At 36.6% G+C, this 17327-nt stretch carries 13 protein-coding genes; 12 read left to right on the top strand and 1 reads right to left on the bottom strand.

The window, feature by feature from the left end:
• Positions 1–120: 120 nt before the first annotated feature.
• Genes ACFIL2_RS08305 through ACFIL2_RS08290 form a run of 4 tightly spaced genes read left to right on the top strand, consistent with a single transcriptional unit; the run spans position 121 to position 4013 of the window.
• Positions 121–1164, top strand: a complete 1044-nt coding sequence (locus tag ACFIL2_RS08305; RefSeq protein WP_375680263.1) for a hemin-degrading factor — start codon at positions 121–123, stop codon at positions 1162–1164.
• A 13-nt stretch (positions 1165–1177) separates the two neighbouring features.
• On the top strand, positions 1178–2080 hold the full coding sequence (locus tag ACFIL2_RS08300) for a hemin ABC transporter substrate-binding protein (protein ID WP_375634174.1): 903 nt from the start codon (positions 1178–1180) through the stop codon (positions 2078–2080).
• A gap of 5 nt (positions 2081–2085) precedes the next feature.
• Positions 2086–3183: a FecCD family ABC transporter permease gene (locus ACFIL2_RS08295; RefSeq protein ID WP_375617630.1), complete on the top strand. Its 1098-nt coding sequence runs from the start codon at positions 2086–2088 to the stop codon at positions 3181–3183.
• Entirely contained in the window at positions 3180–4013 is an 834-nt protein-coding gene (locus ACFIL2_RS08290; protein WP_375634176.1) for a heme ABC transporter ATP-binding protein, read from the top strand. The genes ACFIL2_RS08295 and ACFIL2_RS08290 overlap by 4 nt, the downstream gene beginning before the upstream one ends.
• Positions 4014–5166: 1153 nt before the next feature.
• Here ACFIL2_RS08290 and ACFIL2_RS08285 read toward each other — a convergent pair.
• On the bottom strand, positions 5167–6141 hold the full coding sequence (locus tag ACFIL2_RS08285; RefSeq protein WP_375679824.1) for a tail fiber protein: 975 nt from the start codon (positions 6139–6141) through the stop codon (positions 5167–5169).
• Positions 6142–8012: 1871 nt separating this feature from the next.
• On the opposite strand from ACFIL2_RS08285, the gene thiC reads away from it, so the two are divergent.
• From thiC to pepN, 8 genes are all read left to right on the top strand, one after another.
• Complete coding sequence (gene thiC, locus ACFIL2_RS08280) at positions 8013–9848, top strand: phosphomethylpyrimidine synthase ThiC (protein ID WP_375680262.1); 1836 nt, start codon at positions 8013–8015, stop codon at positions 9846–9848.
• Positions 9845–10795 (top strand): glycine oxidase ThiO, encoded by a 951-nt coding sequence (thiO, locus tag ACFIL2_RS08275; protein ID WP_375680261.1) that lies wholly within the window; start codon positions 9845–9847, stop codon positions 10793–10795. Before thiC ends, thiO begins: the two co-directional genes overlap by 4 nt.
• Before the next feature lie 3 nt (positions 10796–10798).
• Entirely contained in the window at positions 10799–10996 is a 198-nt protein-coding gene (gene thiS / locus ACFIL2_RS08270; protein WP_273791115.1) for a sulfur carrier protein ThiS, read from the top strand.
• A gap of 4 nt (positions 10997–11000) precedes the next feature.
• On the top strand, positions 11001–11774 hold the full coding sequence (locus ACFIL2_RS08265) for a thiazole synthase (protein ID WP_375636253.1): 774 nt from the start codon (positions 11001–11003) through the stop codon (positions 11772–11774).
• Positions 11771–12376, top strand: coding sequence for a thiamine phosphate synthase (locus ACFIL2_RS08260; protein ID WP_375634178.1), 606 nt, complete (start codon positions 11771–11773; stop codon positions 12374–12376). Before ACFIL2_RS08265 ends, ACFIL2_RS08260 begins: the two co-directional genes overlap by 4 nt.
• The gene (locus tag ACFIL2_RS08255; protein WP_375636251.1) at positions 12367–13125 is read left to right on the top strand and encodes a hydroxymethylpyrimidine/phosphomethylpyrimidine kinase; all 759 of its coding nucleotides are present in this window, start codon (positions 12367–12369) and stop codon (positions 13123–13125) included. Before ACFIL2_RS08260 ends, ACFIL2_RS08255 begins: the two co-directional genes overlap by 10 nt.
• Before the next feature lie 447 nt (positions 13126–13572).
• Positions 13573–14412 carry a uracil-DNA glycosylase family protein gene (locus ACFIL2_RS08250; RefSeq protein ID WP_375634182.1) on the top strand — a complete coding sequence of 280 codons (840 nt, stop codon included), beginning with the start codon at positions 13573–13575 and terminating at the stop codon, positions 14410–14412.
• Between the two features lie 73 nt (positions 14413–14485).
• Entirely contained in the window at positions 14486–17113 is a 2628-nt protein-coding gene (pepN, locus tag ACFIL2_RS08245) for an aminopeptidase N (protein ID WP_375680260.1), read from the top strand.
• The last annotated feature ends 214 nt before the right edge of the window (positions 17114–17327 follow it).

Genomic DNA, 17327 nt, shown 5'->3' with positions numbered 1-17327 from the left:
GCTGTTGGCGATAGAGTGTTATTTTGTGATAGATTGAACTCTTAAAAGAATTTAATTTATTGCCTTGGAATTGTAAAATTTGAAAGTTAGTTTTTGAGTTAAGTAACATAAGGTAAATTCATGGCACATACAGCTGAAATGATTCTTCGTTTGCGTGAAGAAAAAAAAGAAATGCGAAACCGCGATTTTGCGGTTTCGATTGGTATATCTGAAGCAGAGCTTATTGCGGCTTATTGTACCATTGGAAAAGCAAAAAGGCTACAAACTGATGTTGCTACTCTCTTGAAAAATGCACCTCGACTTGGAACCGTCATGGTCTTAACTCGCAATGAATATGCTGTTCACGAAATAACGGGACGTTTTGAAAAAATTGTTCAAAACGAACATATTCCTATCACACTTGGTGAAATTGATTTGCGTATTTTTACAAAACAATGGAAGTTCGGTTTTGAATATGATGTCGTTATTCTTGGAAAACCTACAAAAAGTCTGCAATTCTTTGATCAACATGGCGTTGCTATTTTAAAGGTCTATTCTAAAGATATGACAAATATGGAAGAGTGGAATAAACTTGTTGAAAAGCTCCTTCTTGAAGATCAGTCTCCTGTTCTTAACATTCTTCCCGTTTTTCTCCCAGCCCAATGTGACATAACAGAATTGGATATTGAGAGTTTTCGGGATCGTTGGCGGAAAATGACAGATGTACACCAACTTCACAAAATTATTTCCGAATTTAAAATTAATCGACATCATGCTGTAAAATATGTTGGTAATGAATTTGCCGATGAATTACAGGTAAATGCTGTTGAAATAATGCTTAACCAAGTCGCACAACAAGAACTGCCAATCATGTGTTTTGTTGGGAATAAAGGGTGTATTCAAATTTTTAGTGGGACTGTAAAAAATATTAAGCAAATGGGACCTTGGCTTAATGTTCTTGATCCAAGATTTGACCTTCATTTACTCACGTCCGGAATTGCTAGAGTATGGCATGTTCGCAAACCTACCCGTGATGGTTATGTCAGTTCACTTGAAGTTTTCGATAAAGATGATGAGATGGTTATTCAATTCTTTGGCGTACGCAAGGAGGGTCAAAAAGAACGTGAAGATTGGCGTTCTTTATTGAATAGTTTGCCATCATGCCAAGAAAACAGCAGTAACTAAGATAAGGTTAGACATGTTCATATCTCTTTTACATAGGTTATCAAACCTTTTTCTTATGTGTTTACTGCTCTCTCTTACTTGTTTTTCTAAACAAGTAATTGCTGAACCTGCAACGCGTTTTCCTGAAAATGCTCGAATTGTTTCTATCGGCGGAGCACTTACAGAAATTGTCTATGCATTGGGAGCCCAAGATCAACTTGTCGCCCGTGATAGTACAAGCGTCTACCCACAAGAAGCGCTCAAGCTTCCTGTGCTTGGATATATGCGTGCTCTTTCACCTGAGGGGGTTTTATCACTTGCTCCAGAGGGTATATTGCTTGTTGAAGGAAGTGGTCCCGCTTCAACAATTGATATTCTCAAAAAAACATCGATACCTCTGGTGATCATACCAGAAGACTACTCCCGTGAAAATGTGATAGAAAAGATTCGCCTCGTTGGTCAAGCCATTCATCGGGAAGTGCAAGCCGCGGCGTTAATTGAGAAATTGAAGCGTAATTTTTTAGACAACGATGCGCTTTTGGCGAAAGTAACAACACCAAAGCGTGTTCTTTTTGTTTTCTCTGTGCAAAATGGACGCGTCATGGCATCTGGAACAGGTACTGCAGCTGATAGTATGATCAAACTTTCAGGCGCTATCAATGCTATCACCGATTATAAAGGATATAAACTTCTCAACGGCGAAGCATTATTGAAATCAGATCCTGATGTTATTTTGCTTGTAAAACATGGTGCAAGATCAACCAGCATTGATAAGATTTTAGCCATACCGGCAGTTCAAGCAACAACTGCAGCGAAAAATCATGCCATAAAACAGATGGATGCTATGTATTTTTTGGGATTTGGTCCACGTACTGCAGACGCATCAAGAGAACTTATTGAGATACTTTATGGTGCACATCAAAACGGTAAGAGCTGATAAAAATGGTAGACGGTACATCCAGGATGCATTTACCTAAAGAAAAAGAAGGTAAAAAAATAAACCGTTCAAAACAGGGGAAGATTTTATTATTAAGCTTAATAATATTCCTTATTTTCAGTATTTTTGGTGGGCTCTTGAATGGTGCAGCAAAGGTTTCTTTCGTTGATCTCCTCCATGTGATGCTTACACAAGATTTTTCGGTAAGTAGTAAAACGCGTGATTACCTCGTGCTCATCGACATAAGGCTTCCCCGTGTTATCTTGGGATTATTGATTGGAGCAGCTTTAGCTGTCTCCGGTGTTCTTATGCAAGGGCTTTTTCGTAATCCTCTTGCAGATCCCGGAATTGTAGGTGTATCAGCAGGTGCTGGACTTGGAGCAGTCTTAGCAATTGTTGTCGGCATTGCTTTTCCTGTTTCTTTTGCACCTTTTCTAGAGCCTTATAAAGTTATCATAGGTGCTTTTTTTGGTGGACTTTTATCAACGATTATTCTCTACATAATAGCAACGCATAACAGCTTTACCTCTATTGCAACCATGCTGCTTGCTGGCATTGCTCTTGGTGCATTAAGCAGTGCTGTTGTCGGAACATTGATTTTTGTCGCAAATGACCAACAACTGCGTGATATCACTTTTTGGAGTCTGGGCTCTCTTGCGGGCGCTACATGGTTGAAAGTATGGCTCGTTCTCCCTTTTATCGTTATTGGTCTTCTTTTCTCTCCCTTTTTATCACGAGCACTTAATGCCCTTGCTCTTGGAGAAGCTGTTGCTGGCCATATTGGTTTCCATATTCAACGCGTCAAAAATATTGCTATTCCTCTTGTTGCTCTTATGTGCGGCAGTGCTGTTGCTGTCAGTGGTGGTATTGGTTTTATTGGTATTATTGTTCCTCATATTTTACGTCAGCTCATTGGTCCTGATCATCGCTATCTCATTCCTTGCTCTGCTCTCTTGGGAGCAGCATTACTTATTTTTGCTGATATGTTTGCACGCTTAATTGTTGCCCCCGCAGAATTGCCGATTGGGATTGTAACAGCACTTTTTGGTGCACCTTTCTTTCTATGGATCCTTATATGCAAACGAGGAACAGACTTTTCATGATTGAAGCGACAAATATTTGTGTTCAGCGCGGAAAGAAGCAGATTCTTAAACACATTAATCTTCAAGCTAAAAGTGGTGCTTTTACCATTATTATTGGTCCTAATGGATCAGGAAAAAGTACTTTTATCAAAGCTCTGAGTGGTGAAATTCCTTACAGTGGAAAAATAACCTTAAATGGTTATAATGTATGCCAAACAAAAACTCATGTAATGGCAAAAATGCGCGCTGTACTACCACAATCAACAACGCTCGTATTTCCATTCTTAGTCCATGAAGTTGTAGGGCTTGGCCTTTCTGTAAACCAATTTAGCATTGCCAAAGCCGAATTGCAAAATCTTATCCAGAAAGCTTTAGAGTGCGTTGACCTTTCTGATTATGGCAACCTGTATTATCACCAATTATCAGGCGGAGAACAAGCTAGAGTGCAACTTGCCCGTGTACTTTGCCAAGTCTGGAAACCTGTTCATAATGGGATTCCTCGCTGGATGATATTAGATGAACCTATTGCTAGCCTCGATATTCAACATCAAATCATCGTTATGGATATTGCTAAACAATTTGCTCATTCTGGTGGCGGTGTTCTTGCTGTTCTTCATGACCTCAATCTCGCGGCACATTATGCAGATAACATGATCTTGCTCAAGGAAGGTAAGATTTATTGCGAAGGAAATGCAACTAATGTTTTGACAACACAAAATCTCCGCAATGTTTATCATTGTTCTTTAAACGTTTCTGAATTACCTAAAGAAGATATCCCTTTTATACTCCCTCAAACGACATCCTCCTATGAAATTAGATCTCTAAGCTATCGGCTTCAATCTAAAAACTAAAGTCCATAGCAAAATAAAACACGCAAATATTCAAGAATCTTTTTTATTTTTATATGAATTCCTTTTTGTCATCTATCATAAAAAAAGAAGACCAATTACCCTAAAGATATTTTTTGAAAAAAATACCAGTTTAAAATCTTTCAAGATTTTACGTAACTAAAAACATGTGAAGTTTTGTTTTGTTATCAAATTTTTAGATAATACGAATTTATACAACATAAATATGCGTTTTCTCACTCTTTCTATCACTTTTATCTTTATAAAAATGATTCAAGAAATACATACAAATGCCTTTGTTATAATAACGGGTGTATTATTTATATCTTCTAAGGACTATATAGAAATCAAGTACCTTTCTTCCCTCCATAAAAGATTTATTTGTAGCTTTAATGGTAATGTTTTCTTTATAACACATATACTTTAGCTTTTTTTATAAATAAATATTTATTTACAATGATATTTTTACTTTTCTCTCTCTATTAAAAAATTGTTTATTGGCATATCATAAAGAATTAACCTATTGAATAAAAACTTTAAAATAAACTCAATAACGCTTCTTGTAAGCCCCCTAATGCAAAAACAATACGGAATATAGGGATGAGGAGAGAGTATAGAAATAGCGTTGCTCTGCTGCTTCACAAGCATAACGATGATTCCACTCAAAGGGGTACACTATCATTTACAGATAAAGCCTCCTACCATGGCAATGCAAAGAAATGAAATCGACAACAAGGTGAAAAATATCTTTATAAGATGAATTAACTCATACAGGGTTATGCTATTTTTGCACAAAAAACGCTAAAAATATTGTACTTTTTTATGCCTCAGGTTGAATAATTTTATTACCTTCCCCTATCAAAACACCTTATGAAAAAATATATCTCCAGATCTCTTCACGGCACAGTTTAAATGATTTTTACACATTTTCCCTATGTTATCGTACAATTATAAAAAAGTTATGATTTTCTTTTTTTTATAATAAATTATATCCTTAACTCTTTCTTTCAATCATTTTAAAATTGTTTTTTGACTCTCTCAAGTATCCTATTAACAATATAGATTTCCTTTTCATATGCATAGAAAATAACGCGGAATTGCTCCGCGTTAACAAAATTATCAAGGTGTATAGATTATTATTATTACTTAAACATACTCATGATTTTATAGCATAGACAACGGTTGTATTAACAGGGCGCGTTTCTGCCTCACCCGTATGGGAAAGAGTTACCTTGTGTGTATGTGCACCAGCAGAAGCTGTTCTCCCTTTCAGGGTCGCATTATAAGTATAATGATTCGGGAGTCTCCCAATATCACCAACGGGCCATCCTACCCCTTGATACTCAAAATTATGCGCATGCTCGCCTGCGTTTTCAATACTCCCAATATGCGTATGTGATTTTATGCTATCTTGTTGTTCATCTGCAAACTTTCTACCACCATCTAAACCCCGACCATTATCAAAGCCGCGTAAAAACATACCTCTAAAATCAGGAACTTTAAAAGTTTTATTGCTGTCTTTTCCCCATTTATCACCTATTGCCTCGAATAACTGCGGATAATCTTCACGCTTATAGGCCTTACCATCACATAAAAGCCAACCATTTGGCACATTTTGCATAGCAAATGTTGCAATGAATCCAGAGGGGAAACTTTCTATCTTAGGTGGTGTAGGGTTTAATAAATACCAACCCTCATGCTCTTTTATTAAAACACCATTATTGTATACCATTTCATAAATGCCATCTGTTTGAAATTCTCCACCTTCTAATGGTATAATCCCCGCATCAGTGGCTTTATAGATAAGCTTTTCTCCTATATTATTAACAGTTATTGTTGTCACGCCAATATTTACACCACAAGCTTTAAAACGTATGACGATATCATTGTTGTATTTCTTTATAGGCGAAACTGTCTTTAAGGTAATTAATGTTGTTTTATCTTCCAAATTTACTATAAAGCTTGAATTAATAGATCCACCATTATCTGCAAGATATTCGCGCACGCGCTGCATCATCGCCCGTGCACTATCATTAACAGAACTAGGCGGCTGTCCTTCTGCCCAATTAATGATACTATCTGAATAAGCATTTTCATCAGCCTTTAGAGACCAATCGTAAATATTAGACATTTTAAATCCCCCATTATTTTCATAGTTTTTCTAACAACTTCTCGTTCTGTGCACTAAAATGTGCTGCCGCTGTTTATTGGTACATCATAACCACTGCACCATCCTTATTTACGCATTTTATCTCTCTTCACTCCTTCCAATTTTATAACCTAAATTCACCAGACGCTTTTCATAACATTAGTATTAATGCTTTCTCTTCTAATGTATAATGTAACCACCTCATCTGATGTTACTTAATATCTTGTTTTGTTGCTTTGCTGTTGTTATATAATTATTTTTCAAATCTTGCATCTTGCATCTTGTTGCAAAATTTATAAATACTATTCAAATTTTTCCTTATTATGGATTTCATATAACCATTACTGAATGTAATAACTTATCATCCACATAGAAAGTTTCTGACTTAAACATTATCTTTTTTTATTTTTTTCAATAGTTTAAATCTATCTCGTCGATATTTTATACCATATATTTTAAACAAAGAAATTCTATCTTTTGGCTATCATTTGTATTAAAACTTTAAAAATTAGCTTCAAATTTTTTGCATGCTTCATTATGTTTTTATTCACATGCAGATAGTTTGTTCTATTTTATTCAATTGATTTCTGAAATTGTGTCACAAGATTAGCATCAATGTTTTTTTTGAATAAGCTTTTGTTCAATCTAAATGTATCACAGAGAATATATTCAATATGGACATTTGCTCCACACTTTCATTAAACTGGAAATAAAATACTTTGAAATATTAAATATCACACACCTTCACAAAATTTGAAGGTTGTATCCGATCCGGAAAAAATTAAAAAGCATAACCTAGCCTCTCCCCCAATTTTTATGAACAATATCCTTGTTTTTTAAACGCCCCATAACCAACTTTTCCCCTCCCACAGTTAACACATCTACCTCTATATATTATTATATGTATATTTTTTTTGCAAGAACAATAAATCATTCTAAACAACATCTTGCAATTATTGGTGTTCTTCTTAATTCAAGGCAATATTATTTTTATAATAAAGATTAGGTATTGTTTCACGCTTTTGTTTATCGCATTCTTAATGGGAACATCCCCCTCATAAAGAATAAAGTACCCCAAACAAAATATAATGATATTGCATATTACGCACTTTTTAAGAAATATTGCTCAAAATATACTCCTTTTATTTTATGACAGCGCACGTCAATGATACAATAGCAAGCCATTATAGATCATCAGCTTTAAGCTTTTGAAGATACAAGTGGAATCCATCATACATTTTGTTGTCCCCCACGTTTTGACAGCCTCACATCTTAGAATGTTCATTAAATATCATTTGGCTTCCTTTCTTCAAGTGTTTTGCCCCATACGCTCCCACTTATGACGTGCAAGGAAGTGTTTTTATATGAAAAGATATATGATGAGAGGATCTTATGGTATTCTGAGTTATTATTTTAATATGAAAAAAATCTCAATCAGAGCCATAAACTATCTACTTTTCCCTGATAATCCGTTTTTAACTTTATTCTGGTTTATAAAAGCTTCAATATCATAGTTTATCACTTCATAATATCTATTTTCACTCTTAAAAACAAACCAAAATTGTTTAAAATATATTTTTATGATTGACAATATAGATATTTAAGCCAACCATATTCGTATTAACAAAAATACTTCAAGTGGGAGGAGGCATGCAAATATTAGAATAGATATTGTTTTAGTTTTTCAAAATAATTTTTCTTGAGATGTATTGGGTTTTCTTTGCTATAAAGCAATACTATCCCTATTCTTCTGAATGCTCGTAATTGATAATTTGAATACATCTCCATTAACATCATAACTCCATTAACATCGCAACCTATTTTTGAACTCTGTGTCTATAAGGAAAAAGTTTGTGCAGAAAAATACTCCATCAATTAATTGTAGCCCCTTTCCCGCTTCACGCAAAATTTATCAACAGAGCCTTCTCTTTTCTGATGTGCGCGTACCATTGCGTGAAATTTCACTGGCTGATGGCAGTGGTGAAAAACCTTTAAACGTCTACGATACTTCTGGCCCCTACACAGATAAAGATATGATCATTGATATTACAAAAGGCCTGCCAGCAATTAGCTTGCCTTGGCTCTCTAAGCGGGATGATACTGAAACTTATCCTGCACGATTAGTTAAACCTGAAGATAATGGATTGACTTCTGATAAAAACCTTACACCAGCCTTTAAGCAAAAACGTTCTATTTTACGAGCAAAAAATGGCAAAGCAATTACACAAATGGCTTACGCACGCGCAGGCATTATTACCGAAGAAATGGAATATGTGGCTATACGAGAAAATGAAGGATTAGCAGTAGAAGAACGGCAGAATGTACCATCAAATGAAACATTTGCTGGATCAATACCAGAAATTTATACTGCGGAATTTGTTCGCAATGAAATTGCTTGTGGACGCGCCATTATCCCACAAAACATTAATCATCCAGAATGCGAACCCATGATTATTGGACGTAATTTTCGTGTTAAAATTAATGCCAATATTGGCAATTCAGCAGTGACTTCATCTATGGAAGAAGAAGTTGATAAAATGGTTTGGGCCATTCGCTGGGGAGCAGATACAGTTATGGATCTCTCAACAGGTCGAAACATTCACAATATTCGTGAGTGGATTATTCGAAATGCCCCTGTTCCCATCGGGACTGTTCCTCTGTATCAAGCACTCGAAAAAGTACAGGGTATTGCCGAAAACTTAACATGGGACATTTTCCGTGATACCCTTATTGAGCAAGCAGAGCAAGGGGTTGATTATTTTACCATTCATGCGGGATTAAGACTACCTTTTATCCCTTTGACCGTTGATCGGGTAACAGGTATTGTTTCACGAGGTGGTTCTATTATGGCAAAATGGTGTTTGCATCATCATAAAGAAAGTTTTCTTTATGAACATTTTGATGAAATTTGTGATATTGCAAAAACGTATGACATCTCTCTTTCATTGGGGGATGGATTGCGTCCTGGCTCTATTGCCGATGCCAATGATGAAGCCCAATTTGCAGAGCTTAAAACCTTGGGAGAATTGACAAAAATTGCTTGGAAAAAAGATGTACAGGTTATGATTGAAGGCCCTGGGCATGTCCCAATGCACAAAATTAAAGAAAATATGGAGCAACAATTAGATCTTTGTCATGAGGCGCCTTTTTATACTTTGGGACCTCTTACAACAGACATTGCTCCTGGTTATGACCATATTACATCAGCAATTGGTGCCGCTATGATTGGATGGTTTGGAACTGCTATGTTGTGTTATGTAACACCTAAAGAACACCTAGGACTCCCCGATAGGAATGACGTAAAAACTGGTGTGATCACTTATAAAATTGCTGCTCATGCCGCAGACCTTGCCAAAGGTTTGCCTAGAGCACAATTGCGCGATAATGCTCTTTCGCGTGCACGATTTGATTTTAGATGGCATGATCAATTTAACCTTTCTCTTGATCCAGAAACAGCCTGTGCCTTTCATGATGAGACAATGCCTAAAGAAGCCCATAAATTGGTGCATTTTTGTTCCATGTGTGGACCAAAGTTCTGTTCTATGCGTATTTCCCATGATATTCGTGAGGCAGCCGCAATAAGAAAAACAAAAGGGGAAGGTATGATCGCCATGGCCGAAAAATATCAGAAAAATGGTGACCTTTATATGGAAATTGTTCCTCCTCAAAAAAAGAAAGTAAATAGTTGAAGAACATTCTTATCAAAGGTGCAGGTGTAGGCGGCTTAACAGCTGCCTTTATGTTAAAGCAAAAAGGTGCTTCTGTTACTGTATCAGCCCCCTCTCATTCACCTATAGGAAGTGCTAGTTGGTATGCAGGAGGAATGCTCGCACCTTACTGTGAAAGGGAAAGTGCAGAACAAATTGTTGAAGATCTTGGTGTACAAGCTATACAATGGTGGCGTAAAACGCTCCCCAACCTTGTCATACAAAAAGGTACTTTAGTGGTTGCACCTACACGAGATAGAGGAGAGCTTGAACGATTTTCTGTGCGTACGCATAATCACAAAACCATAGATAATACAGAAATAGCTCATCTTGAACCAGATCTTTCTGAACGTTTTAACTGTGCACTCTTTTATGAAAATGAAGCCCATATTGACCCTCGCAAAGCACTTATGGCTTTAAAAGAAAAGCTTCTCAACAATGGAGCCTGTTTTGTTGATGTAGAGAAGGCTGAAAAAAATTTTGATATTGTTATTGATGCGACAGGAATAGCACGTTTAGGAAAAGATAAAAATATACGGGGCGTACGCGGTGAAATGCTTCTCGTGCGCTGCACCGATATTAAAATTTCGCGTCCAATTCGTCTTCTTCACCCACGGTTTCCTCTTTACATTGTACCTCGACAAGATAATATTTTTATGATTGGTGCAACGATGATTGAAAGTGACTTTGATGGTGCAATCTCTGTAAGATCAATGATGGAACTGCTCAACGCGGCTTATACTTTACATCCTGCTTTTGCTGAAGCAGAAATTATTGAATCTGGCGTTGGTGTTCGTCCATGTTATCCTAATAACTTCCCTTCTGTGCATAAAGATGGTAACTTTATTTCTATTAATGGATTTTATAGACATGGTTTTCTGTTGTCTCCAGAAATGGCAAAACGAGCAATGAAATTGGCATTGGAATAAAGCATGCAAATATTTGTTAATGGTGAAACAGTCCAAACAGAAGTTATGACTCTCGGTCTCTTGCTTGAAGAATTGGGGTATGAAGGGAATTGGCTTGCAACTGCTGTTAACGCTGAAGTTGTTCCTATAGATGCACGAAGCCAATTTGTCTTGCATGAAGGAGATAAAATTGAAATTTTAAGCCCAATGCAAGGAGGCTAAAATTATGCTGAATCTTTATGGACGACAATTCTCTTCCCGTCTTCTATTAGGTACAGCGCAATATCCTTCACCAGCAATCCTTCGTGATGCTATTCATAAATCGAATACGGAAATTGTAACTGTTTCCTTGCGCCGTGAAACTGCAGGAGGAAAACAAGGCGGACAATTTTGGCAATTTCTTCAAGATCTTGGGGTAACAGTACTTCCTAATACTGCTGGTTGTTATACTGTTAAAGAAGCCGTAACCACAGCGCAATTAGCAAGAGATCTTTTTAAAACAGCTTGGATTAAACTCGAAATTATCGGTAATTCAGACACCTTACAGCCAAATATTTTTTCCTTAATCGAAGCTGCTCAAATTTTAAACAATGAAGGTTTCAAAATTTTTGCCTATACAACGGATGATCTCATTGTTGCTGAAAAACTTTTCGACATTGGTTGCCATGTTATTATGCCTTGGTGTGCTCCTATTGGTTCTGCCAAAGGACCTCATAATACTGATGGATTGCGTTCTATCCGTGCTTACCTTCCTGATGCTACTCTTGTTATTGATGCCGGCATTGGACGCCCATCACATGCCGCCATTGCGATGGAACTAGGTTATGATGCAGTACTGCTTAATACCGCAGTTGCTAAAGCAGCTGATCCTGTCTTAATGGCTGAAGCATTTTCTAAAGCTGTTCAAGCAGGACGTATGGGATATAAAGCTGGCATGATCGAAGCACGCAATGTAGCAGTCCCTTCAACACCAATCATTGGAAAAGCGGTATTTTCATGAAACTGGATCCATTTTACCTCATCGTTGATAACGCTGATTGGATTGAACGTTTGCTTCCTCTTGGTATCAAGCTCGTACAATTGCGTATGAAACATGAAAATCAACAAATAATCCGTCAACATATTAAGCGTGCAAAAAACATATGCAATAAATTGGGAGCACAATTAATTATTAATGATCATTGGGAAATAGCAATTGATGAAAAGTGTAATTTTATTCATCTGGGACAAGAAGACCTGAGCAATGCTGATCTTCACGCAATTCGTAAAAGTGGTATAAAAGTTGGTCTTAGTACACATGATGAATATGAATTGGATACCGCACTCTCTGCTAATCCTGAGTATATTGCACTTGGTCCTATTTATCCGACAATCTTAAAAAAAATGAAATGGATGCCGCAAGGACTAGAGAAAATCAAACAATGGAGAAAGCGGATTGGTGCTTTACCTTTGGTGGGTATTGGTGGTTTAACACCAGAACGCGCAGTTGGTGTTTTAAAAGCAGGAGCAAATAGTGCTGCTGTTGTGACTGATATTATCCTCCATAAAAAACCTGAAGAACGTGTACAGCAGTGGATAAAAGTGACACAAACATGGCGTTGATACCTTCCATTCTTATTGTTGCGGGCACTGATCCAACAGGAGGTGCTGGTATTGTTCGTGATATAGAAACCACTGCGCATTTTCAAATAAAAGCAAATTTAGCAATTACTTGTGTTAACGTACAAGATGATAATCGCGTTGTCGAAATCATTCCAATGCGTGGAGACCTCGTCGCTGCGCAAATGCGTGCTGCCCTAGAAGCAAATCCAATAAGCGCAATAAAAATCGGTATGACGGGGACAAAAGCAATTATAGCAGCAATCTGTAACGTACTCAAAGACTATCCCCATGTTCCAGTTATTTTGGACCCTGTACTTGTCGCTTCATCAGGAGGAAAACTAATAACGGAAACAATCATCGACACTATGATCGATAAACTGCTTCCTCATGTTGATCTTTTAACACCGAATAGAGAAGAACTCGCTCTTCTTAGCCAAAGTCCATTGGCATCTCATGATAAGCAAGCAATACAACAAGCAAAAAAACTTTTGTCATTGGGAGCTCGCTCTATTTTAGTAAAAGGGGGACATGCAGAAGGTCCTCTTGCAATTGATAGCTTCATTGACAAAACTGAAGTCATAAATATCTCTACTCCACGTTTAAAAGGAACAATGCGAGGAACAGGTTGCATTCTCTCAAGCGCTATTGCAGCGCATTTAGCATTAAATGAACCTCTCATTTCAGCTGTAAAAAAAGCAAAAGCATATATCCACACATTGCTTTTAACCCATTGTAAAAATAGTTTATAACGTCTTAGTATTTTCTTATATAAAAGTAATATTTATATATTTCAATTAATATATTTAATATTTTTAATAAAAGTTATTAAAAAATATAATAATATAAAATTTATACTTAATTTTATAAATAAAATAATACAAAATTCACTTTCATTAAGTATTGAATATAGAATATAATGATAAAAAATATTATCACACCACTTGCATTCAGTAAAAAATTCTTTTATTATGAGTGAGTTTAGTCTGTTTAAAAAGTTAAAATAGCGCAATTTAAACAAATTATACATTTAAAGATGCATATAATCGCGAACACTCGCATTTTACGATTTGCCTTTTTTGTGAAAAGAGAGAAGCCTATCAGCGTTCTTATACATTAATGGCTAGCGAATACATTTAATAAAACTTGAAGGATAATTTTGTTTGATCTATAATCGCTAGATCATTAGAAAAAGTAAAATGTTAAATCAAACGCCTTGCTCAATTTCCTATGAAGAACTCTTAAACTTTTATAAAGAAAGTGGTGCGGATGCCGTTCTGACAGATTTTCCTATTGATCGTTTTAAGCAGTCTGCTTGTTCAGAGAGAAAATTAACGCCTGTTGTTAACATTTCTCATAATCAACAAGCATCTCCCAAAACATCTCCAACCGTAAAATTAGATCATCATCAGCTGCATAACTCTAGGACTATACAAAATGAATCCACAGCTATAGAGAGTGCAAAAAGTGCAAAGACACTTGATGAATTAAAATCTGCTCTCCTTGCATTTAATGGCTGTTCATTAAAATTGACAGCAAAAAATACCTGTTTTTCAGATGGAACAGCAGGAAGCCCCCTGATGCTTATAGGCGAAGCACCAGGACGAGACGAGGATATACAAGGAATTCCTTTTGTGGGAAAAGCTGGGATGTTGCTTAATAAAATCCTCGCATCAATTGGCTTAACAAGAAATAATGTTTACATTGCCAACACTATTCCTTGGCGTCCACCAGGAAATCGTACACCAACACCAAGAGAAGTTGCCTTGTGCCGCCCTTTTATTGAACGGCACATTTATTTAGCGCGTCCTCGTGTTCTTATAGCACTGGGAGGCGTTGCTGCACAGTTTCTTACTGGATCTCAAAATGGGATTATCCGAACAAGAGGGAAATGGCATATCTATGAAAGCGAGGATAATATAAAAATACCTGTTATGCCAACTTTCCACCCAGCTTACCTTCTTAGAACCCCTAGTCAAAAGAAGCTTACATGGATAGACTTCTTAGAAGTAAAAAATCGCCTCGACAGCCTTTTGTAATTCTTTAATCCTATATTGCTTCTAAAATTAACACACCCTTCTTTAACTCTTAAAATACAAATGGGAAAAAACTATGAAACAGCCAATAATATCTATTTATCGTTTGGAAGACTACCAACCAACCCCTTACGTTATCCCTAAAACACAACTTTCTTTCCAATTAGCACCGACAAAAACCTATGTTACAGCCATATTGTCTATTGAATCCCGTCACGATACAAAAGAATTAGCACCTCTTGTTCTTTCTGGTGATGATCTTACTTTAATTTCTGTTTCTATTAATGATGAGATATTAGCCCCAAACACTTATAAAGTGACGCCTTCACGTTTAGAAATTACAACGCCACCAACGGCTCCTTTTACATTGAAATTGGTTACGGAACTGAATCCTGAAAGCAACCGCCAACTTATGGGGCTTTATCTTTCAAATGGTGTTTATTGCTCACAATGCGAATCGGAAGGTTTTCGTCGTATTACTTATTTTTACGACCGCCCAGATGTTCTTTCTACCTATAGAGTGAAAATTGAAGCAGATACCCAAACAATCCCAATCTTGCTTTCAAATGGTAATCTGGTGGAAACAGGAACTTTAGAGAATAATCGCCATTTTGCCATTTGGGAAGATCCTTATCCCAAACCATCTTATCTCTTTGCTTTAGTAGGTGGAGATCTTGATAAGTTAGAAGACCATTTTACAACTGTATCTGGACGACGTATCGAGCTTGGTATCTATGTAGAAAAAGGAAAAACCGAACGCGCAACCTATGCAATGGATGCTCTTAAACGTTCCATGCGTTGGGATGAACAATGTTTCGGACGCGAATATGATCTTGATGTTTTCAATATTGTTGCTGTGTCCGACTTTAACATGGGAGCAATGGAAAACAAAGGCCTTAACGTTTTTAATGATAAATATGTTCTTGTCGATCCTGAAACAGCAACCGATCAGGATTATAGAAATGTTGAACGTGTCATTGCACATGAATATTTCCATAATTGGAGCGGTAATCGTGTTACCTGTCGCGATTGGTTTCAACTCTGTTTAAAAGAAGGATTCACTGTTTATCGTGATCAGGAATTTTCATCAGATCAAAATGTACGCAGCCTACAGCGAATTGAAAATGTAAAAGCATTAAAAGCGACGCAATTTGCAGAAGACGCAGGACCTCTTGCGCATCCTGTACGTCCTCGTCAATATAGCCAAATTAATAATTTTTACACCACAACTGTTTATGAAAAAGGTGCTGAAGTTGTTCGCATGATACGAACTATTTTAGGTCCTACTCTGTTTCGTAAAGGCACTGATCTTTATTTTCAACGTCATGATGGACAAGCTTGTACAATTGAAGATTTTATTACCTGTTTTGCTGAAGTGTCTGGTCAAGACTTCTCCCAATTCATGCTATGGTATGAACAAGCAGGAACACCCAATGTAGAAATCGATAGTCATTATAGCGATGGTGTTTTAACAATTCATACAAAGCAACATATTCCCGCAACCCCACAACAAAATACAAAAAAGCCTATGCTTATCCCTATCGTATTTGGCTTGTTAGGATCTAACGGAGAAAACCTCACCTATGAAGCAGATACAGATATTCAATCAAATGTTATGCTTTTATCCAAGGAAAGCCAAACGTTTACATTAAAGGGACTGCATGAAAAACCCGTTTTATCACTGCTGCGAGACTTTTCAGCACCAATCATTCTACACACTCCATTCAATGAAAGAGAACTTATTTTTCTTGCACAACATGATGACAATCACATCAATCGCTGGCAATCTCTTAATCATTTAATGACGCAAGCTTTGATTCACAGCATTCAAGATAAAACACAAGAAAAAGCAACACTCCCTTCTGCTTTGCTAAAGCTGATTGAAACGATCATAACAGATGAAACCTTAGAGCCTGAATTTCGTGCCTTCTGTTTAAATTTACCTAGTGAAGTTGAGCTTGCTCATACAATCGGTAAAAATATTGATCCAGATCGTATTCATTATGTCCGCCATCAGTTTTTAGCTTCACTTGCACAAACTCATCAAGAGCTCTTAACAAAATTCTATGGACAAATGCAAACCCAAGAGCCCTATTCACCAAACACAGCACAAGCTGGAAAGCGAGCATTAAAGAATATCATACTGGATTACCTTTCCATTGCTGAAGCCAATCCAAATCGAGCTGCTATACAGTATGCAACAGCTGATAATATGACTGACCGTATGGCGAGTATCGCTGTTCTCGTGAAGCGTTTTAATGAAAGTGAGCAGGCACAAAATGCCTTAAATGATTTTGAAAACCGCTATCAGCATGACCCTTTGGTCATGGATAAATGGTTTTCTATTCAAGCAATGGTTGCTGGCACATCAACACTCGAGAATGTTCAAAAGCTCATGCAACATCCGCTTTTTTCACAAGATAATCCTAATCGTGTACGTTCCCTAATCGGTGTTTTTGCCTCTAACAATCTCACGGGCTTTAATAGGATGGATGGAGCGTCTTATCATTTTCTTTGCCAAGTCATTTTGGAAATTGACAAAAAAAATCCACAGCTTGCTTCACGATTATTAACAATGATGCGCTCTTGGCGACAATTAGAACCTATTCGACAACAAAAACTTGAAACTGAATTAAAAATGATTGCTGCTGCGCCAAAATTATCAAGCGATGTTGCTGATATCATCAACCGTCTGCTCACTTGAAACAAAAAAATATTTTAAATCAATATGCTATAATATTTTTTAAAATAAATTCTATAAACTATTCGATCATCATTAAATCTATAAACAGGCAATCTAAGCCTGTTTATAGATCACGTTTAAAGTACTTTTTTCTTTTCATATTCCAAAATCATAAAAGTAAAATTATTTTTTTTAAAAAAAAGACTGGACAGAAGACTCCTGTTTTGATTCATTG

It is taken from the genome of Bartonella sp. AP30XZML, assembly GCF_042195945.1.
Lineage (GTDB): Bacteria > Pseudomonadota > Alphaproteobacteria > Rhizobiales > Rhizobiaceae > Bartonella.
The sequence above is the reverse complement of the archived record's forward strand: the minus strand, read 5'-3'. Positions and strand labels throughout refer to the sequence as shown.

Bases quoted from the DNA above. Each gene is read 5' to 3' on its own strand.
- ACFIL2_RS08305 (WP_375680263.1), top strand. From the start codon at position 121: ATGGCACATACAGCTGAAATGATTCTTCGTTTGCGTGAAGAAAAAAAA.
- ACFIL2_RS08300 (WP_375634174.1), top strand. From the start codon at position 1,178: ATGTTCATATCTCTTTTACATAGGTTATCAAACCTTTTTCTTATGTGT.
- ACFIL2_RS08295 (WP_375617630.1), top strand. From the start codon at position 2,086: ATGGTAGACGGTACATCCAGGATGCATTTACCTAAAGAAAAAGAAGGT.
- ACFIL2_RS08290 (WP_375634176.1), top strand. From the start codon at position 3,180: ATGATTGAAGCGACAAATATTTGTGTTCAGCGCGGAAAGAAGCAGATT.
- ACFIL2_RS08285 (WP_375679824.1), bottom strand. From the start codon at position 6,141: ATGTCTAATATTTACGATTGGTCTCTAAAGGCTGATGAAAATGCTTAT.
- thiS (WP_273791115.1), top strand. From the start codon at position 10,799: ATGCAAATATTTGTTAATGGTGAAACAGTCCAAACAGAAGTTATGACT.
- ACFIL2_RS08265 (WP_375636253.1), top strand. From the start codon at position 11,001: ATGCTGAATCTTTATGGACGACAATTCTCTTCCCGTCTTCTATTAGGT.
- ACFIL2_RS08260 (WP_375634178.1), top strand. From the start codon at position 11,771: ATGAAACTGGATCCATTTTACCTCATCGTTGATAACGCTGATTGGATT.
- ACFIL2_RS08255 (WP_375636251.1), top strand. From the start codon at position 12,367: ATGGCGTTGATACCTTCCATTCTTATTGTTGCGGGCACTGATCCAACA.
- ACFIL2_RS08250 (WP_375634182.1), top strand. From the start codon at position 13,573: ATGTTAAATCAAACGCCTTGCTCAATTTCCTATGAAGAACTCTTAAAC.
- pepN (WP_375680260.1), top strand. From the start codon at position 14,486: ATGAAACAGCCAATAATATCTATTTATCGTTTGGAAGACTACCAACCA.